A 19,099-nucleotide genomic window follows, 5' to 3' on the forward strand; every position below is an offset into this window, starting at 1 on the left:
AATAATCGCTATGGTTCCTGCTTGCTCTGCGCTGTGCTACAGTCTCCCGCCGCTTTTTTCGGCGCTACGCTGAAATGGCCCAAAGAGCTTGCGACAGAAAAAACCAAGCCCAACAGCTTATGACATACAGGTATGGGGTAACGATACTATGCGCATTGCAATTCCCAAGGAGACACATCCGGGTGAAAACCGGGTGCCGGTCGTTCCAGGTACGGTAAAGAAACTTTGCCTGCTCGGCGCGGAAGTCACAATTGAACCGGGTATGGGCGAAGGCTCGGGCTTCACTGATGAACAATACACTGAGGCTGGCGCGAGCATCGAGCCAGATCGCAATAAGCTATTCTCGGAAGCAGAAATTTTACTGCGCTTGCGCAAACCAACGCTGGAAGAGGTCGCTTTGATGAGCTCTGGCTGTATTCACATCAGCTATCTCGACCCTTTCAATGAGCATGAGCTGGTACGGGCGCTGCAAAAGCAGGGCGTGACCTCAATCAGCATGGAAATGATTCCCCGCACTACGCGTAGCCAAAAAATGGATGCTTTGAGCTCTCAGGCTAACTTGGCGGGCTATGTCATGGTGCTGTTGGCTGCGACTCGTTTGCCCAGCATCTTCCCCATGATGATGACCCCTGCTGGTACCTTAAAGCCGGCCAAGGTCTTCATTATTGGTGCCGGTGTGGCGGGTTTACAGGCCATTGCGACTGCCAAGCGACTAGGTGCTAAGGTGACGGCCTTCGATACCCGTCCAGTGGTTGCCGAGCAGGTCCGCTCACTGGGCGCCACCTTCCTCGACATCGACCTAGGTGACACCGGGGAGACCGCAGGCGGCTACGCTAAAGAGCTGACAGCAGAGCAGATTGAGAAACAGCGTCAGGCGCAGAAAGACGTGATTGCTGACTCTGATGTAGTGATTACTACGGCGCAGGTATTTGGCCGCAAACCGCCAGTCATTGTCACTCGCGATATGGTTGAGGGCATGCGCCCTGGCTCGGTAGTCGTCGATATGGCAGCTGAAACTGGCGGTAACGTCGAGGGCTCAGTGCCTAATGAAACTGTGGAAATTAATGGCGTGACGGTCATCGGCCAAGCTAACTTGCCGAATGAGGTATGTCGCGATGCCAGTCAGATGTACTCCAGCAACTTATTTAACTTGGTGGAAGATGCCTGGGATAAAGAGAGCAAGCGCTTCGTGATTGATTTTGAACACGACATCCTGCCCGGCTGCATTATTACCCACGGCGGTGAAGTCACCAACGAAACCATTAAAAACATTTTGGCCGGGGGTAACTGATATGGAAGTTGTATTTCTAACCTTTATTCTGATGCTGTCCATCTTTTTGGGCTTCGAACTGATCACCAAGGTACCTGCGACTCTGCACACTCCGCTGATGTCGGGCGCGAACGCGATTTCCGGCATCACAGTGGTCGGGGCTATTAGTCTTGCCGGGAATGGCCAGCACGATATGGCTAACTGGCTCGGTGCTGCCGCTGTTGCTTTTGCCTCGATTAACGTAGTGGGTGGTTACTTGGTAACTGACCGCATGCTGGCAATGTTTAAGAAGAGGGGAAGCTGAGCATGGAATCGACACAATTGACTATCCAGTTGGCCTATGTAGCCGCCGCTGCGCTATTTATCTATGGCCTGAAGCTGCTGGGTTCGGCTGACTCAGCCCGTAAAGGTAATCTCCTGTCCTCAGTGGGTATGCTGTTGGCTATTGTCGCAGCACTATTGGACCAGGGTATCGTTGAGTACCAGTGGATTTTGCTAGGCTTTGTGGTCGGTGGCGCCATCGGTGCTGCGGCCGCGCGTTTGGTGCAAATGACCGCCATGCCTGAAATGGTGGCACTGTTTAACGGCTTTGGGGGTATGGCCAGTCTCTTAGTGGGTGCGGCAGCACTGTCTGGCAGTAGTAACACCTTTACTTTGGTCACTATCGTCTTGTCGATCCTGATCGGTGGCTTGACCTTCACCGGCTCGCTGGTCGCCTGGGGTAAGTTGAGTGAGACCCTTGGCAGCGGCGCGGTTATGTTCCGCGGCCAGCAGATTGTAAACAGCTTGATTGTACTGGCTATTCTGTTCAGTGCGGTGATGTTCTGCCTGCAACCAGAAAACAGCATTTGGCTTTACGCTGTCATCGCCCTGTCTCTGCTGTTTGGTGTGATGGCTGTGATCCCGATTGGTGGGGCTGATATGCCGGTGGTGATTTCACTGCTGAACTCTTACTCGGGTCTGGCCGCTTGTGCCGCCGGTTTTGCCGTGAACAACAACATCTTGATTGTCGCTGGATCGCTGGTTGGTGCCTCGGGCATTATTTTGACCCAGATCATGTGTAAGGCGATGAACCGTTCACTCAGCAACGTGTTGTTCTCTGGCTTTGGCAGTGTGAGCAGCGAAGAAACGGTGATCGAGGGTGAAATCAAGCCGATCTCGGTTGAGGATGCTTATTACATTCTGGAAGCAGCAACTAATGTGGCTATTATTCCTGGTTACGGTATGGCGGTAGCGCAAGCCCAGCACGTAGTAAAAGAGCTCACTCAGCTGCTAGAGAAAAAGGGCGCCGAAGTGAATTTCGGTATCCACCCAGTAGCCGGTCGTATGCCCGGGCACATGAACGTTCTGTTGGCTGAAGCTGATGTACCTTACGATCAGTTGCTGGAAATGGACGACATCAACCCACGCATGGAAACTGTCGATGTGGCGATTGTGATCGGTGCAAACGACGTGGTGAACCCCGCCGCCCGTGAAGTTGAGTCCAGCCCAATTTACGGCATGCCGGTGATTAATGTGGACCAAGCGCGCACCGTGTTTGTTCTCAAGCGTTCCATGGCTTCAGGCTTTGCCGGTATCGAAAACCCGCTGTTCTACAAAGAGAACACGCGGATGTTATTTGGCGATGCTAAAGAGTCTATTAGCGGTTTGATCCGAGAGTTGAGCAACTAAGACTCCGTTTGCTACTAAGTGAATAAAAAACGCCGGCTCGATGCCGGCGTTTTTTATTGTCGCGGGCTGCTCAGCGTTCGGCTCCCGGCTGCGCTGATTGAAAGCTGATCGCTAGGGATTATCTTTAAACTGTAAAGAGGCCAAGCGCGCATACAGCGGGCAGGTCTCAAGTAGACTCTGGTGCGTACCAGTGGCGATTAAGCGACCGTGATCCATTACGGCGATTGTATCCGCGTGTAGGATTGTCGATAGTCGATGGGCAATGATGACCGTAGTGCGCTTATGCATCAGCTCTTCCAGTGCCTGTTGGACTTTGTGTTCACTGTCGGCATCCAGTGCGCTGGTCGCTTCATCGAGCAGTAGAATCTCGGCCTTATTTAAGATGGCGCGGGCCAGCGAGATGCGCTGGCGCTGACCGCCTGAGAGGCGCACCCCTTGTTCACCCAGATGACTTTGATAGCCCTCAGGTAACTGTTCGATAAATTCATGGGCATAGGCCGCTTTCGCGGCAGCGATAACTTCGGCATCTGAAGCCTCTGGCCGACCATAGGCGATGTTGTAGCGCACATCGCCGGTGAACAGCGCGGCTTGTTGTGGTACTAAGGCAATCTGTGAGCGCAGCTGCTGTAGTGATAAATCCCGCAGGTCGATTCCGTCCAAGGTGATACGGCCTTGTTGGGGGTCGTAAAAGCGCTGCAATAATTCAAATACCGTGGACTTACCCGCGCCGGAAGGGCCGACCAGAGCTAGGCTTTGGCCCGCCTTGATATCGAGGCTGAAGTCTTTTAATGCCGCCTGCTGCGGTCGAGCTGGGTAGGCAAAGTAGACCCCTTCAAGGCGCATGCTGGGCTCTTTCAGGGCTTGTTGGGGCAGACTTGGGCGCTGGATAATAGCGCTGCGTGTTGCCAGTAGCTCCAGCAAGCGTTCGGCAGCCCCGGCGGCACGTTGTAACTCCCCCCAGACTTCGGAGACTGTGGCAAAACCACTGCCTACCATAATGGCGTAAAACACAAAGGCGCCTAGTTCGCCGGCGCTCATTTGGCCGGAGATAACATCCTGTCCGCCGCTCCACATCATTGCCGCCATGCCGCTAAACATCAGCATGATAGCGGCGCCAATCAGTAGGGCTCGTTGGCCAATGCGTTTGCGAGCAATAGCAAAGGCCTTTTCAACTTCGGCTGCAAAGGCCTTCGATTCAAAAGCTTCCTGGGTATAGCTTTGCACGACTTTAATATGTTGGATGATCTCGCCGGCATAGCTGCCAACATTGGCAATACTGTCTTGGCTGCGATTGGATAAAGTCCGCACACGCCGGCCGTAAAATAGGATTGGCAGTAACACCAAGGGCACACTGGCAGTAATAATCAGGCTGAGTTTTAGGTTAGTGATAAACATCATCACTAAGGCGCCAATGAGAGTCAGGCTGCTGCGTAGCGCCATGCTGAAAGAGGAGCCGATAATAGTCTGTAAGAGGCTGGTGTCTGTGGTCAGGCGCGACATGATCTCGCCGGAGCGGTTAGTCTCAAAAAAGCCCGGGTGTAAGCTAATCAAATTGTCGAACACGGCCTTACGCAGGTCGGCACTGACCCTTTCACCGAGCCAAGACACTAGGTAAAAACGGATAAATGTGCCAAGGGACATAGCTGCAGCGATAATCAATAGGAAGGAAATCGCTTGTTGTAGATCGGCACTGCTGCTGCCGCCAAAGCCATCGTCGATCAGCACTTGTATGCCGCGGCCGAGCGTAAGAGTAGCTGCTGCGGTGAATAATAGGGCTAGGCCGGCAGCGATTAGCCGCCAGCGATAGGGTCGCAGAAAGCCAAGGACGCTAATCAGTGGTGATAAACCTTTGCCCTTGTTTGAATGCTTCACTCTGTTTTAGGACGGCGCTTCTGCACCATACGACCAAATAGTACGCCGATTTCAAACAGTAACCACATCGGTAGCGCCAGTAGTGACTGTGAGATGATGTCTGGTGGCGTGAGTAACATGCCAAAAACAAAGCAGCCTACGATGATGTAGGGGCGCTTGCTGATCAGGGCCTCGGGCGTAGTGATGCCTGCTGCGATCAGTAGCACTGCAGCGATTGGAATTTCAAAGGCAATACCAAAGGCAAAAAACAGCTTCAGTACAAAATCCAGATAGCTGTTGATATCGGTCATGATGGTGATGCCTTCCGGGGCGACGGTGGTGAAGAAGGCAAAAATTAGTGGGAACACCACAAAGTAGGCGAAGGCTGCGCCAGCGTAAAACAGGATGATGCTGGACACTAATAATGGGATAGCTAAACGCTTTTCATGGCGGTACATACCCGGTGCGATAAAGCTCCAAGCCTGATACAGCACGTAAGGCATGGCCAAAAATATTGCCGCGACCAAGGTCAATTTGAAAGGCGTCAAGAAAGGTGAGGCCACCTCAGTAGCGATCATACCGGCACCTTCTGGCAGTATGGCTCGCAGTGGCTCAGAGACAAAAGCGTAAATTTCGTTGGCGAAGGGAAACAGGGCAATAAAGATAATCAATATCGCCAGCAAGGCGCGCAGAAGCTTGTCGCGCAGCTCGGTGAGGTGGGCTACTAAAGGTAGCGCTTGATCTGTCTCTGGGGCGCTCATTCGCTGGGCTTCCCACTATCTTGCGAGCTGTTTTGCTTTGGCTCTGTTGTAGCTGCTGTTAACTCTGTGTTGAGCTGCGCCTCGCTTTGCCTGATATCGCGCTGCAATTGTTCCGCTTGATCGCTGACTTGGTCCCGCGTTTTTTTCAGCTCCTGCATAATCGCGTCATTGTGTAGCTCCTGCTCGACCTCCTGGCGGATCTCATTAAAGCCCCGTTTAATGCGCCGCAAGTAACCCGCCCCGGTGCGCACTGCGCCGGGTAGGCGTTCGGGCCCAATTACCAACAGCGCCACAACGGCGATAGTAACTAGTTCAGTGAAGCCGATGTCGAACATCGCTTATTTCTCTTTGCTGTCGTCCTGGCGTGTTTGATCTTTGTCTTTGGCCTCGGTGTCACTAGCTGCAGGGGGCTCAACGCTGCCATTATCATCATCCTGAATGCTCTTGCGGAAGCCTTTGACCGCAGTGCCGAGGTCGCTGCCGAGGTTGCGCAAGCGTTTAGTGCCGAAAAGCATGATGACAATTGCCAATATGATCAGCAATTGCCAAATACTGATGCCGCCTAATCCCATGGTGATCTCCTACTTAATTCGCATATTGTCGATGGGTAGCTCTGTCATTGCTACTTGTTCGTAGTGCTACGTTGCCTATTGGCTTTTTCTTCCAGCCCAGACAAATCAAAGCGCTGGCGCAGGCGGGTTAATACATCCTCACTGCTACAATCCAAATGAGAGAGCATGACCATACAGTGAAACCAAAGGTCAGCTACTTCAGCAATTAGCTCTTGACGCTCACCGCTGTGATCGGCGTCTTTGGCCGCTAAGATCACCTCAGTGGCCTCTTCGCCGACTTTTTCTAAAATCTTGTTGAGGCCCTTGTGGTGCAAACTGGCCACATAGGACTCAGCTGGGTCCGCCGATTTGCGCTGCGCCAGAGTGGCATCAAGTTGCTGAAGTGTATCGTTCATGATTTATCCTGATAGATCGCTGCTGGGTTTTTTAACACCGGCTCGCTGACTTCCCAGTGATCCTCAGCCCAGCGGTGATAAAAACAGCTCCGGCGCCCAGTATGACAGGCAATGTCGCCCACTTGCTCAACTTTCATCAGTACGGTATCGGCGTCACAATCAAGGCGCAGCTCATGAAGCTTCTGCACATGGCCTGACTCCTCACCTTTGCGCCACAGAGCGCTGCGCGAGCGCGACCAGTAGATGGCGCGACCTTCTTTTAGGCTCAGCCGGAGGGCTTCTTCGTTCATCCACGCCAGCATCAGGACTTCGCCGCTCTGCCAGTCCTGTGCGATGGCAGGGATCAGGCCTTGCGCGTTCCAGCGTATCTGCATTGTGCTGTCATTCATAAGCTTGTGAAATTCGTCATTCGCTGCGTTGTGAGTGGGCGGGCATTATGGCACAGGGCCGTTTAGCTGTCTGGCTCTCGGGGCCACAGTAGGGCTAGTGCTGCAGCGCCGAGCGCCCAGCTTAATGGCGGTATTTGGCTCAGTAGTTGCCAGCCGCCGGGGTAGGCTGTGGCCGCAGCGGCCAGGCAGGCAATGGCTGCCAGCAAGTGGCGTTTGCGCCGCTTGCTAAGACTGCGCTGCTGGCGCTGTAGTTCCTCCATGCGCCGCTGTTGTTGTGATAGCTGGCGATCCGCGTCACGGGCCTGCTGCAAATTTTCAAAGACCGCGTCGGGTAGCGCTGGCAGTTGCTCGAGCCAAGAAGGGGCGTGGCGCTGCAGGCGCTTCAGCATCGCTTGCGGCGAGTAGCGCTCTTGCACCCACTGCTCGAGATAGGGTTGGGCGGTATCCCAGAGGTTGAGGTCGGGATAGAGTTGGCGCCCTAAACCTTCGATATTGAGTAGGGTTTTCTGTAGCAAGACCAGAGAGGGCTGCACCTCCATGTCAAAGCGGCGGGCGGTGCGAAACAGATAGATCAGCATCTGGCCGAAAGAGATTTCGCTCAGTGGCCGCTCAAACACCGGTTCGCAGACCGCGCGCATAGCGGATTCGAAGTCCTGTACACGAGTGCTGGGTGGCACCCAGCCGCACTCGACGTGCAACTGGGCACATTCGTGATAATTGCGTTGAAAAATGGCGAGTAAGTTGCGGGCCAGATAATACTGATCGGAGTCGCTCAGGCTGCCGATGATTGCGCAGTCCACGGCAATATAGCTGGGGTCAGCGGGGTCTGTGGCATCGACAAAAATATTGCCCGGATGCATGTCGGCATGAAAAAAACTGTCGCGAAAGACCTGGGTAAAGAAAATTTCTACACCGCGCTCCGCAAGGAGTTTAAGGTCGGTACCTTTGGCGCGCAGAGTCTCCATGTCGGTGACCGGAATGCCGCTAATGCGCTCCATCACGAACACATCTCGGCTGGTGTAATCCCAGTAGACCTGTGGCACATAGAGCAGTGGGCTGTGTTCAAAGTTGCGCCGCAGCTGAGAGGCATTGGCCGCTTCACGCGCTAGGTCTAGTTCGTCAAGGATAGTGATCTCATAGTCGGCAACCACTTCCACGGGGCGTAAGCGAGGCCCATCGGGAAGGTAGCGTGCGACGAGTTTGGCGAGGGTGTAGAGCAAGGCGAGGTCTTGGCGGATAGTCGCCTCGATTCCGGGGCGCAGCACTTTGACCACGACTTGTTCGCCGCTCTGTAGCCTGGCGGCGTGAACTTGGGCCACCGACGCCGATGCTAGTGGTGTAGCTTCAAAGTGGGCAAAGACTTCATGCACCGGCGCGCCGAGCGCCTTTTCGATGATGGCGATCGATTCCTGCTGTGGAAAGGGCGGCACTTTGTCTTGGAGCTGAGCTAGCTCATCGGCTAGCTCCGGCGGCAAGAGGTCGCGCCGAGTGGAGAGTACTTGGCCAAACTTAATAAATACTGGACCGAGTTCCTCGAGGGTCTTGCGCAAGCGCACACCGGGGGATAGTTCAGGTTCTGGGCCTAGGCGCCAGGGTGAAAGCCTGAAGCTCAGACGCAGCCACTTAGGCAGTTGTTCATTGTCAAAAAAGGTATCGAGGCGGTAGCGGCCCGCGATGCGCATGATTTTGGCCAGGCGTCGGGCCCGAGAAAATGCGCCACTCATGATTTGAGTCGCCGAATACGGGCGCGCAGCCGCTCAGTGCGGGAGGCTAGACGCTCGCTGCGTTCTGCCAGTTCTGCCACATCGCGATAGAAGTCTTCCAGCTCAAGCCGAGGAGGGCAGAGTCGCGCTTCCTCGTGAATAAATTCTTCAAGCTGCCGCTCTAGGCTGCTGTGCGCTTGTTTACTAAAGCTGAATAAGCCGCGAAAGCTCTGCGCCACCTGGTGGCCGATCACATCCCCCAATTGATTGACCAGCGGCGCCTCCCAGTCCAAGTCTAGCCCGGAGAGAGCCTTTTGCAGCTCAATGAGTGGGCCACTATCACCTTCCAGTGACAGCTTGCCATTGATCAGAGCGGCTGTTGGGTCGGCGGCGGTGGCCAGCTCGGCAAAGTCCGAGGCCTCCCCGCTGACTCGGGTGGTGACAGTGCCGACATGCTGCCCTGCCAGGCGTATTCCCTTGTCCTCAGGTAGCAAAAATACCTGGAAGGGGGGAGCACTACAGTGCAGTGCAAATACGCTGCCAGACAGCGGGGCCAAAACGCGGTGGCTGTTGGGGTCCAGCTCAAGGGCGCGGTTAAGCACTTGTTCCAGCGCTGCCAGAGCAGCGGTGTGCAGAGTGGGGGAGGTGTTCATGTCAGGCTTTGACACCGCGGTGTAGCGCGACGATGCCGCCGGTCATGTTGTGGTAATCACATTGGGCAAAGCCCGCATCTTCCATCATCTGTTTGAGCGTTTCCTGATCCGGGTGCATGCGAATTGACTCGGACAGGTATTGATAGCTCTCACTGTCGTTGGCGACAAGCTTTCCTATCAGCGGAATGACGCGGAAGGAGTAGCCATCGTAGGCTTTGCTCAGTAGTTCGTTTTTGGGTTTGGAAAACTCTAACACTAGCAGGCGTCCGCCGGGCTTGAGCACCCTAAGCATGGAGCGCAATGCGCGATCCTTGTCGGTGACATTGCGCAGGCCGAAAGCTATGGTGATGCAGTCAAAGCTGTCGTCAGGGAAGGGCAGGTACTGGGCATCGGCCTGGACGAATTCGATGTTGCCATGGTGACCGTGATCGATCAATTTATCGCGGCCGACATGCAGCATAGACTCGTTGATATCGGCCAGTACGACACGGCCTTCACTGCCAACGATGCGGCTGAAGCGGGCGGCGAGGTCGCCGGTGCCACCGGCAATATCCAGTACTGAATGGCCTTTGCGCACTCCTGATAGCTCGATGGTGAAGCGCTTCCAGATGCGATGAATGCCGCCGGACATCAGGTCATTCATAACATCGTAGCGCGCTGCTACCGAGTGAAATACATTTGCCACTAGCCCTGCTTTGGCCTCGGTTTCGACTTCTTTGAAACCGAAATGGGTTGTGTCCTTATCGCTCATGGGGCCCTCCGCCCGGTATCTCACTGAGGGCCCATTGTAGCGCGATGTGCCACGCCTTCGTAAATCGAATTGCCGCAGGGCCCGAGCGGGCAAATTAATCAGCTGCTAGCTGCGCTTAAGACGGGTCGAAACGCACCACTTGTACATCGGGGTCTCGGCTGCCACCTTCGGCTTTGAGACGCTCGAGATACTTGTTCCAGTAGCTGTCTCGCTGGGTTGCAAGTTTGTAGAGGTAATCCCAGGCGTAGAGCCCGGTATCGTGGCCATCGTCGAAGATCAGCTGGATGGCGTAGTGGCCCACCGCTTTGATGCCGGTGATGTTCACTTTTTGTTTGCCAGTTTGCAGCACCTCTTGGCCTTCACCGTGGCCCCTCACCTCCGCCGATGGCGAGTGTACCCGCAGGAACTCACAGCTCAAGCGGTAACTACTGCCATCGGCGTAGCAAAGCTCCAGTTCCCGAGACCGGCGGTGGAGCTTAATATCTTGCGGTCGCAGAGTGTTGGTCATGGCCTAGAGTATAAACCGTGACAGGTCTTCGTCAGAGGATAGCGCCTGCAGCTGTTGATCTACGTAGTCTGAGTCGATGCTCAGTTCGGCGGTATTGAGGCCAGCATCAGCAGCGTTGAAGGAGGCATCTTCCAGCAGGCGCTCCATCACTGTGTGTAAACGGCGGGCACCGATGTTTTCAGTTTTTTCGTTCACCTGCCAGGCGGTTTCGGCTATGCGACGCAAACCGTCCGCGGTGAAGCTGACATTCAAACCTTCAGTCCTCAGCAGCGCCTGGTATTGCTCGGTCAGCGAAGCATTGGGCTCGGTCAAGATGCGCTCGAAATCATCCGCAGTCAGCGCATCTAGTTCGACGCGAATGGGCAGGCGGCCCTGCAGCTCAGGGATTAGGTCTGAGGGTCTGGCAAGGTGGAAGGCGCCGGAGGCTATAAACAAGATGTGATCGGTTTTGATCATGCCGTGTTTGGTGCTTACCGTACTACCTTCAATGAGGGGCAGCAAGTCCCGCTGTACCCCTTCGCGCGAGATGTCTGCACCACCGCTCTCGGAGCGTTTGGCGACTTTATCGAGTTCGTCGATGAAAACGATGCCGTTCTGCTCAGCCGCTTCAATGGCTTTTTGCTTAAGCTCTTCTTCATTGACCAATTTGGCTGCTTCTTCGTCGCACAGTGCTTCAAAGGCGGCTTTAACCGGCATGCGACGGGTCTTTTTCTGTTGCTTAGACATGTTGGAGAACATGCTTTGCAGCTGGCTGGTCATCTCTTCCATACCGGGCGGTGCCATAATCTCGACGCCAGCTGAGTGTCCACTCAGTTGAACCTCGATTTCTTTGTCGTCCAGCGCACCTTCCCGCAGTTTTTTGCGTAACAGTTGACGCGTGTTGTTGCCGCTAGTTTCGGCTTCGTCGCTGTCACGGGCCGGAGGCAAAAGAATATCTAAAATGCGTTCTTCAGCGGCTTCTTCGGCGCGGAAACGTACCCGAGCTTTTTCCTGTTCGCGATAGAGTTTGATCGAGACCTCTACCAGGTCACGGATAATGGATTCCACATCCCGACCAACATAGCCCACTTCGGTGAACTTAGTGGCTTCAACTTTGATGAAGGGCGCGTTGGCCAGTTTAGCCAGGCGCCGGGCGATTTCGGTTTTACCGACCCCGGTGGGGCCGATCATCAGAATATTTTTTGGGGTGATTTCTGCGCGCAGCTCTTCGCCGAGCTGCATGCGACGCCAGCGGTTGCGCAGGGCGATGGCTACCGCGCGCTTGGCATCTTGCTGGCCGATAATGTGTTTGTCGAGCTCGTGAACAATTTCACGGGGAGTCATATTGGACATTCGGGAGCCTAAAAGTCGAGTTGTTCGATGGTCTGGTTGTGGTTGGTGTAGATGCAAATATCGCCGGCAATGGCCAAGCCTTTTTCAACGATGCTGCGCGCATCTAGGTCGGTGTTATCTAACAGGGCCCGGGCTGCTGATTGGGCAAAGGGGCCGCCGGAACCAATCGCAATCAGATTGTCTTCTGGTTCAATGACATCACCATTGCCAGTGATGACCAGCGATGTTTCTTTGTCGGCCACTGCCAGTAGCGCTTCAAGGCGGCGCAGGGCGCGCTCGGTGCGCCAGGCTTTGGCTAGTTCCACGGCGGCGCGCACTAGGTGCCCTTGGTGTTTGTCGAGCTGCGCTTCAAATAATTCAAATAGGGTGAACGCGTCCGCAGTACCGCCAGCGAAGCCAGCGATCACTTGATTTTTGTGCAAGCGGCGCACTTTGCGCGCATTGCCTTTCATGACGGTGTTACCCATCGATACTTGGCCGTCCCCGCCGATAACTACCGAGTTGCCTCGGCGCACGGAGAGAATGGTCGTGCCTCTATATTGTTCCACGTGTAGTCTCCTGCAAGCTTGTGTCTGTGATGGGGGCGCTGGAGGCGGATTTCAAGCGTCCAGCGCCTGCTGTGCTCAGCGGGAGCGCTTGAGCAGCAATGTGTCGATGTTCTGTCCGGCGGTTAGACTGCGCGCTTTGGCCATTTGAGCGCGTGAATCATAGGGCCCGATAAAGACCCGGAACCAGCGGCCGTTGTCAGTGCGCGATTCCTCGATCTTAGGCTCTAGACCGAGTAACAGTAGTTCGGCGCGGCGGCGGTCAGCGTCTTGGCGCTGGCGAAAAGAGCCGGCCTGTAGAATGTAAATCTCATTGCTGGCGTTGCTGCTAGCTCTTGGCTGAGCAATATCGGCTGGCTCTACATCCACGTCAATGCTTTGCTCTGGCAACATGGTATAGAAATCAAAGCGCGGCTTAGGGGGCGCTTCTCGCTCTTTGCTGGCAGCAGTTTCAGCGACAGCTTGGCTGCCCTCTTCAATAGTTGGCGGCAGGGTCACTAGATACAACAGCAGGCTCAAAAAGACACCCGTAGCGACGCCGGAGCCGTACCAGCGCCATACCCGAACAGGTGCCTGCGGGCTATTGCTGCGGCGGCTGGCACTGGGTTTGCGCGCCGCCGCGGGACTGCGTTTGCTGCGCGATTTACTGCGCGAGCTGCTGGCGTAATCTCGTGCCATGGCTACATGGACTCCGGAGCAGAAACACCTAGCAGATCAAGGCCGTTGTGGATCACTTGCTTGACTGCAGCGCTCAAGGCCAAGCGGGCATTGCGCAAGTTACTGTCGTCGATCAGCATTTTGTGGGCGTTGTAATAAGTGTGGAAGTCGGCAGCCAGCTCACGCAGGTAGGTAGCAACGGTGTGCGGCTCGCTATTGCGGGCGGCGGCAGCGACTATTTCGGGGTAGCGGTCTAGTTGTCGCAGCAGCGCTGTCTCGTGCTCTTCGGTGAGCAGCTCTAGTTGTGCTAGGCCAGCTTCCATTTGCCATTGCTCGCCGCTCTCTTCTAGCTTGCGCAGCATGCTGCAAACCCGAGCATGGGCGTACTGAATGTAATACACCGGGTTGTCGTTGCTCTGTGACAGCGCTAAATCAATGTCAAAAGTGATTTGTGAGCTGGCGCCGCGAGCGACGAGGAAATAGCGCGTAGCATCGCGGCCGACTTCGTCAATTAAGTCGCGCAGGGTGAGGTAGCTGCCGGCCCGCTTGGATAGCTTCACTTCCTCGCCATCGCGCATCACAGTGACCATTTGATGCAGTACGTAATCAGGCCAGCCCTCAGGAATCCCTTTTTGCAGAGCCTGCAGGCCGGCTCGTACACGGGTTACGGTGCTGTGGTGGTCGGCGCCTTGCTCGTTGATGACGCGCTCAAAACCGCGCTGCCATTTGTTGAGGTGGTAGGCCACGTCGGGTAAAAAGTAGGTGTAGCCGCCTTCTCGCTTGCGCATCACGCGATCTTTATCGTCGCCAAAATCGGTGGTGCGCAGCCACAGTGCGCCGTCCTGTTCGTAGGTGTGACCATTGGCAACTAAGTGCTCAACAGTCGCCTCCACTTCCCCTGAGTCGTATAGAGAAGACTCAAGAAAGTAGCGGTCAAAATGCACCGCAAAGGCCTTTAGATCGAGGTCTTGCTCGCGGCGCAGATAGGCAACGGCAAAATCGCGGATAGCATCTAAATCATCGCTATCGGCGGCGCCGACCACTTGGCGATCCTCAGCGGCAACACTGCTGCCAGCCATATAGGCTTGGGCAACATCCTTAATATAATCGCCGCGGTAGCCATCAGCAGGCCAGTGCTCACTGTCGGGCTCTAAGCCCTTGCAGCGGGCTTGTACCGAGAGGGCGAGATTGCTGATCTGGGCGCCGGCATCGTTGTAGTAAAACTCACTGGCAACATCCCAGCCACTTGCCCTGAGCAGTCGGCACAGACTGTCGCCGACAGCGGCGCCGCGGCCGTGGCCGACGTGCAGTGGCCCGGTCGGGTTAGCCGATACAAATTCAACCTGTACTTTGCGACCGCCACCGTCTTGGTTAGTGCCAAAGGCTGTGCCCTGTTCCAGTATCCGCTTGACGACCGCTTGACTGCTGTCGCTGGATAAAAAGAAATTAATAAAGCCGGGGCCGGCGACCTCAGTTGAGGCCACGAAATTGCTCTCTGGCAGCGCCGCGCAAATTTCTTCGGCGAGTTGCCGGGGTTTCTTGCCGGCAGCCTTGGCAAGGGTCAAAGCAATATTGCTGGCTAAGTCCCCGTGGCTGGGGTCGCGGGTGCGATCAATTTGGATGTTGGGGGAGCTGTCTGCGGGCAGCACGCCTTGAGCGATCAGCGAATTCAGTGCTTGTTGGATAAGCTCAGAGAGTTGTTGCTTCATGTGAGTGGAAGTACCTGCTTGGTCGCGGATGACAGTTGCGCACTGCGCGCATGGAAGCCGGCTATTATCGCCGTATCGGTCGGCGATGACCAGTGATCTGCACGCAGTCTCTAGCTAAGTTCGCTAGGATCGACGTCAATTGTCCAGTTTAACCCGCGGGCTTTGGGCAGTGCTTCGGCTAATGCTACCAGTCGCGGGGCGGCGCGCAGGGCAGCAGGGCGGCCGGTGGCGCTGAGCATTAGTTGGCTTCGGTGGCGGCCCTGTCGTCTCGGCATGGGGGAGGGCAGGGGGCCGATTAGCTGACAGCCGCTGATGGGCTCTGCTTCGAACTGACGACGCAGCTGCAGTAAAAACTCTTCTCCAGTTGCGGCGTCGACGCAGTCACTGCGCAGCATAATCAATTGGCCGGCAGGCGGCAGGCCGTTGGCTTTGCGCTGGGCAAGCAGTCGCTCGGCTTGTTCGGCATAGCTTTGGTGCAGCATGGCCTGTACCGCCGGGTGGTCTGGGTGGTGAGTTTGCAAGATGACCTGCCCCGGGCGGCCGGCGCGTCCAGCGCGCCCAGCGACCTGGGTGAGTAGCTGTGCCATGCGCTCCTCGCCGCGAAAGTCGGCGCTAAACAGTAGGGCATCGGCATCCATCACTGCGACAAGACTAACTTTAGGGAAATGGTGGCCTTTAGTTAGCATTTGCGTACCCAAAAGCAGGCAAGGCTCGCCGAGATTGACCTGTGCGGCCAGTTCTTCCATGGCGTAACGGCCGCGCATCGAGTCGCTGTCTACTCGGTAAGTGGGCCACTGAGTGAAGTGTTGCTGCAAAAGCCGTTCAGCTTGTTCGGTGCCCACTCCAGTGGTGAGCAGCTGAGAGCTGTGACAATCAGGACAGCGGTTGGGCAGCGCTCGATAGGCGGCGCAGTGGTGGCAGCGCAGTTGGCGCTGCCGCAGGTGGAGTGTTAAGCGGGCGTCACAGGACTGGCACTCCGCAACCCAGCCGCAGTCGTGGCATTGCAGGCTGGGAGCATAGCCGCGGCGGTTGAGGAACAGTAGCACCTGGTCACCTTGCTGCAAAACCTCAGCGATACGCGCTAATAGAGTTGCTGAGAAACCGGCTTGCAAGGGCTCGCGGCGAATATCTAAACACTGAATTTGTGGCAGTGTTGCGCCGCCTGCTCGCTGTGGCAGTTGAAAGTGCCAGTAGCGGCCCTGCTGTGCGTTGTGTAGTGATTCGAGCGCTGGCGTGGCGCTGCCCAGTACCACAGGGCAGTTGTGCAGTTGGCCGCGTTTAATTGAGAGGTCGCGAGCGGAATAGCGAAAGCCATCCTGCTGTTTGTATGAACTATCGTGTTCTTCATCGACAACGATTAAGCCAGGCTTGGCTAGCGGGGTGAAAACGGCTGAGCGGGTGCCGATGACAATATGCGCAGCTCCACTGCGGGCAGCCTCCCATGCGCGGTAGCGTTGACCTTCAGCGAGTCCCGAATGAAGCACCACAATATGGGCATCGAAGCGTTCGCGAAAGCGATCGAGGGTTTGTGGGCTAAGACCAATTTCTGGCACCAGCACCAAGGCTTGCAGCCCTTGTGCAAGGCAATGTGAGATCAGTTGTAAGTAGACTTCAGTCTTACCGCTGCCAGTGACCCCCTCCAGTAGATGGCACTGGAACTCGCCGAGGGTGGCGGCAATGCCTTCGACGGCTTGGCGCTGGTCGTCGTTGAGTGGCAAGCCTTCGCGACTGATACCTGCTTGAGGGGCAATGGGCATAGTGCAGGCTTCGATCAGCGATTTTTCGCGCAAACTGCGCAGTACCGCGGTGCTGATGCCCTGGGCTTTCATGGTCGCAGTGCTGACCTGAGTTTGTTGCTGCAAAAGCGCTAGGGCAGCTGCCTGTTTGGGGGAGCGCGGCAGCGCTCCTTCAGGTAGGCCTTTGCCGCGATCACTCAGTTGCCAGGCAGCTTCGCCCTGCTCTTGTACTGGCAAACCTTTGCGCAGGCGCTTAGGTAGGGCAGCACTGAAGACCTCGCCAATGGGGTGCTGGTAGTAGTCTGAGGACCAGTGACAGAGAGTCTGTAGGGACTGCGGTAGCAGGGCTTCGCTGTCGAGTATCTCTAAAGCAGCTTTAAGCTGCTCTGTTGGCACGGTGGATTGTTCGGCGACGTCGACGAGTATGGCTATCAGCTCCCGGCGGCCAAAGGGCACTCGCACCCGAATACCGGGCTTGAGTCCGGCCAGCTCCTGCTCGCTGAGTTCCGCCGGGGGGAGGTAGTCGAACAGGCGACGCAGTGGCGTGGGAACAGCCAGACGAAGAACAGACATTGCGCCCCTTAATAGTGCCAAGGAAGTGGAAGAATTTAATTAACGCTACATTGTAACAAAACTGTTGCAATGCTTGCTTATCGCGATGCTTCTGGTAAGATGCCCGCCTATTTTTTGACCGGCTAACGCCGACTCCACAACTTTAGGTGCGGTGCCCGACAGGGATCGGGTGGCGGTGCCGCTAATCAGGAGCAAGCCCATGAAAGCAGATATTCACCCTAAATACGAGGCGGTTACAGCAACATGCAGCTGTGGCAACCAAATCCAAACGCGCTCCACTCTGTGTGAAGACTTTCACATTGATGTATGCTCTGAGTGTCACCCATTCTTCACTGGCAAACAGAAGATTGTTGACAGCGGCGGCCGTGTAGATCGCTTTAAGAAGCGTTTTGGCAGTCGCGGCACTAAGCGCTAAGCTCAGCGTAGCTAATCGCGATAAAGCGCCGGCCTTAGTGGTCGGCGTTTTTCTATGTACAGGATGTACAGAATATTATAAAAAGCTATGGACGGCGGTAGTGATCAATGTGCAGGAAATATGCAAGCTCGCGAGTGCTAAGCAGTTCCTGCCCCGCGTCATTAGGTGGGGTGTTCCGGGATTTGTCAGCGCAAGAATTTAAACGCAAAGCTGTAATTATCCGGCCCACAAGATAGCCACCTTGTGGCGCGTTGCCCTTTTCTATATTCTCGATAGCCCTTTCTGGCAGCCGAGATTGCAGCGGGATTCAGCCTATGACCTATGAATTCAGACAAGCCGCACTTGATTATCACGCGGAGCCCGTACCGGGTAAGATCAGCGTTGAGCTCAGCAAGCCTGCGGAAACACCCTACGACTTAGCGCTGGCTTACAGCCCTGGAGTCGCCGAGCCCTGCCGTGAAATAGCAGAAAACCTAGATAATGCCTATTTGTATACAGGCAAGGGCAACCTTGTCGCGGTAATCAGTAATGGCACCGCAGTACTAGGTCTGGGCAACCTCGGTGCGCAGGCGAGCAAGCCGGTGATGGAAGGTAAAGCGCTGTTGTTTAAGCGTTTTGCCGGCATCAATGCCGTAGATATCGAAGTCGACACCGAAGATGCTCAGGAGTTTATCGATACCGTAGCGCGCATCGCCGATACCTTTGGCGGCATTAACTTGGAAGATATTAAAGCACCGGAGTGCTTTGAAATTGAATCCGCTTTGATTGAGCGCTGTAATATTCCAGTGTTCCATGATGACCAGCACGGCACGGCGATTGTGACCGCGGCGGGTATGGTTAATGCGCTTGAAATACAGGGTAAGCGTCTTGAAGACGCTGTGATTACCTGCCTTGGCGCTGGCGCGGCAGCTATTGCCTGTATGCGACTTTTGGTCAGCATGGGCGCGCGCCGAGAAAATATCTATATGCTGGACCGTCGCGGTGTGATCTACGCGGGCCGCGAGGGTCTCAATACCTTTAAGCGCGAGTTTGCCAATCACACTGACAAGCGCAGCCTCAGCGACGCCATTAAAGGTGCGGACGTATTTGTCGGGCTGTCTGGAGCTAACCTCTTGAGCGAAGAGATGCTCTTGTCGATGGCGCCTCGCCCGGTGGTATTTGCCTGCTCTAACCCCGACCCGGAAATCAAGCCCGAGCTGGCGCTAGCTGCCCGCGATGACCTGATTATCGCAACGGGGCGCTCGGATTACCCCAACCAAGTGAATAATGTGCTGGGCTTTCCTTTTATTTTCCGTGGTGCATTGGATGTACGTGCCAGTGAAATTAATGAGGAAATGAAAATTGCTGCAGTGAATGCCCTGAGTCAACTGGCTCGCGAGCCGGTCACAGACGAGGTGTTGGCTGCTTGTGGGCTGGAAGAGTTGTCATTTGGCCCCGATTACATCATTCCCAAGCCGATGGACCATCGCCTGTTAAGTCGCTTGTCTATTGCGGTGGCAAAGGCTGCCGTTGACAGCGGCGTTGCTCGCATAGCGCTGTCCGAGGCTTACGCTCCAGGCGCTTGAGTATCCTGCCGGGCTGCAGCATAAGGTTGTAGCTCGGCAAGCT

20 protein-coding genes are annotated in these 19,099 nt (G+C 55.6%); 5 read left to right on the top strand and 15 right to left on the bottom strand.

The genetic code is table 11. From position 1 onward, the window contains the following. Positions 1-148: 148 nt before the first annotated feature. From H2508_RS12445 to H2508_RS12455, 3 genes are read left to right on the top strand one after another with little or no spacing between them, the layout of a single operon-like run. On the top strand, positions 149-1,291 hold the full coding sequence (locus H2508_RS12445) for a Re/Si-specific NAD(P)(+) transhydrogenase subunit alpha (protein ID WP_182174205.1): 1,143 nt from the start codon (positions 149-151) through the stop codon (positions 1,289-1,291). A 1-nt stretch (position 1,292) separates the two neighbouring features. Further along, entirely contained in the window at positions 1,293-1,574 is a 282-nt protein-coding gene (locus H2508_RS12450) for an NAD(P) transhydrogenase subunit alpha (RefSeq protein WP_182174208.1), read from the top strand. A gap of 2 nt (positions 1,575-1,576) precedes the next feature. After that, complete coding sequence (locus H2508_RS12455) at positions 1,577-2,941, top strand: NAD(P)(+) transhydrogenase (Re/Si-specific) subunit beta (protein WP_182174211.1); 1,365 nt, start codon at positions 1,577-1,579, stop codon at positions 2,939-2,941. Positions 2,942-3,052: 111 nt separating this feature from the next. Here H2508_RS12455 and H2508_RS12460 read toward each other — a convergent pair whose 3' ends face one another. From H2508_RS12460 to H2508_RS12530, 15 genes are all read right to left on the bottom strand, one after another. Further along, positions 3,053-4,813, bottom strand: coding sequence for an ABC transporter transmembrane domain-containing protein (locus tag H2508_RS12460; RefSeq protein ID WP_182174214.1), 1,761 nt, complete (start codon positions 4,811-4,813; stop codon positions 3,053-3,055). Then, entirely contained in the window at positions 4,810-5,553 is a 744-nt protein-coding gene (gene tatC, locus H2508_RS12465) for a twin-arginine translocase subunit TatC (protein WP_182174217.1), read from the bottom strand. Before tatC ends, H2508_RS12460 begins: the two co-directional genes overlap by 4 nt. Further along, on the bottom strand, positions 5,550-5,888 hold the full coding sequence (tatB, locus tag H2508_RS12470; protein ID WP_182174220.1) for a Sec-independent protein translocase protein TatB: 339 nt from the start codon (positions 5,886-5,888) through the stop codon (positions 5,550-5,552). Before tatB ends, tatC begins: the two co-directional genes overlap by 4 nt. Before the next feature lie 3 nt (positions 5,889-5,891). Further along, positions 5,892-6,125, bottom strand: coding sequence for a twin-arginine translocase TatA/TatE family subunit (tatA, locus tag H2508_RS12475; RefSeq protein WP_182174223.1), 234 nt, complete (start codon positions 6,123-6,125; stop codon positions 5,892-5,894). A gap of 50 nt (positions 6,126-6,175) precedes the next feature. Further along, the gene (locus H2508_RS12480; protein ID WP_182174226.1) at positions 6,176-6,520 is read right to left on the bottom strand and encodes a phosphoribosyl-ATP diphosphatase; all 345 of its coding nucleotides are present in this window, start codon (positions 6,518-6,520) and stop codon (positions 6,176-6,178) included. Further along, on the bottom strand, positions 6,517-6,909 hold the full coding sequence (hisI, locus tag H2508_RS12485; protein WP_182174228.1) for a phosphoribosyl-AMP cyclohydrolase: 393 nt from the start codon (positions 6,907-6,909) through the stop codon (positions 6,517-6,519). Before hisI ends, H2508_RS12480 begins: the two co-directional genes overlap by 4 nt. A gap of 62 nt (positions 6,910-6,971) precedes the next feature. Continuing rightward, positions 6,972-8,633: a ubiquinone biosynthesis regulatory protein kinase UbiB gene (gene ubiB, locus H2508_RS12490; RefSeq protein WP_182174231.1), complete on the bottom strand. Its 1,662-nt coding sequence runs from the start codon at positions 8,631-8,633 to the stop codon at positions 6,972-6,974. Next, entirely contained in the window at positions 8,630-9,265 is a 636-nt protein-coding gene (locus H2508_RS12495) for a ubiquinone biosynthesis accessory factor UbiJ (protein WP_182174234.1), read from the bottom strand. The genes ubiB and H2508_RS12495 overlap by 4 nt, the downstream gene beginning before the upstream one ends. A 1-nt stretch (position 9,266) precedes the next feature. Continuing rightward, positions 9,267-10,016 (bottom strand): bifunctional demethylmenaquinone methyltransferase/2-methoxy-6-polyprenyl-1,4-benzoquinol methylase UbiE, encoded by a 750-nt coding sequence (gene ubiE, locus H2508_RS12500; protein WP_182174238.1) that lies wholly within the window; start codon positions 10,014-10,016, stop codon positions 9,267-9,269. Between the two features lie 115 nt (positions 10,017-10,131). Further along, on the bottom strand, positions 10,132-10,524 hold the full coding sequence (locus H2508_RS12505; RefSeq protein ID WP_182174241.1) for a gamma-butyrobetaine hydroxylase-like domain-containing protein: 393 nt from the start codon (positions 10,522-10,524) through the stop codon (positions 10,132-10,134). A 3-nt stretch (positions 10,525-10,527) separates the two neighbouring features. Beyond that, on the bottom strand, positions 10,528-11,856 hold the full coding sequence (gene hslU / locus H2508_RS12510) for an ATP-dependent protease ATPase subunit HslU (protein ID WP_182174244.1): 1,329 nt from the start codon (positions 11,854-11,856) through the stop codon (positions 10,528-10,530). Between the two features lie 8 nt (positions 11,857-11,864). Beyond that, positions 11,865-12,404 carry an ATP-dependent protease subunit HslV gene (gene hslV / locus H2508_RS12515; protein WP_182174247.1) on the bottom strand — a complete coding sequence of 180 codons (540 nt, stop codon included), beginning with the start codon at positions 12,402-12,404 and terminating at the stop codon, positions 11,865-11,867. A 75-nt stretch (positions 12,405-12,479) separates the two neighbouring features. Beyond that, complete coding sequence (locus H2508_RS12520) at positions 12,480-13,079, bottom strand: SPOR domain-containing protein (RefSeq protein WP_182174250.1); 600 nt, start codon at positions 13,077-13,079, stop codon at positions 12,480-12,482. Between the two features lie 2 nt (positions 13,080-13,081). Beyond that, on the bottom strand, positions 13,082-14,767 hold the full coding sequence (argS, locus tag H2508_RS12525) for an arginine--tRNA ligase (RefSeq protein ID WP_182174253.1): 1,686 nt from the start codon (positions 14,765-14,767) through the stop codon (positions 13,082-13,084). 110 nt (positions 14,768-14,877) lie between these two features. Continuing rightward, a complete protein-coding gene (locus tag H2508_RS12530; protein ID WP_182174256.1) occupies positions 14,878-17,076 on the bottom strand; it encodes a primosomal protein N' in 2,199 nt (732 codons plus the stop codon). A gap of 199 nt (positions 17,077-17,275) precedes the next feature. On the opposite strand from H2508_RS12530, the gene rpmE reads away from it, so the two are divergent. Continuing rightward, positions 17,276-17,491 (top strand): 50S ribosomal protein L31, encoded by a 216-nt coding sequence (rpmE, locus tag H2508_RS12535; protein WP_182174259.1) that lies wholly within the window; start codon positions 17,276-17,278, stop codon positions 17,489-17,491. A gap of 314 nt (positions 17,492-17,805) precedes the next feature. Further along, positions 17,806-19,056, top strand: coding sequence for a malic enzyme-like NAD(P)-binding protein (locus H2508_RS12540; RefSeq protein WP_182174262.1), 1,251 nt, complete (start codon positions 17,806-17,808; stop codon positions 19,054-19,056). The last annotated feature ends 43 nt before the right edge of the window (positions 19,057-19,099 follow it).

Source organism: Sediminihaliea albiluteola (genome assembly GCF_014077625.1).
Classification (GTDB): domain Bacteria; phylum Pseudomonadota; class Gammaproteobacteria; order Pseudomonadales; family Halieaceae; genus Sediminihaliea; species Sediminihaliea albiluteola.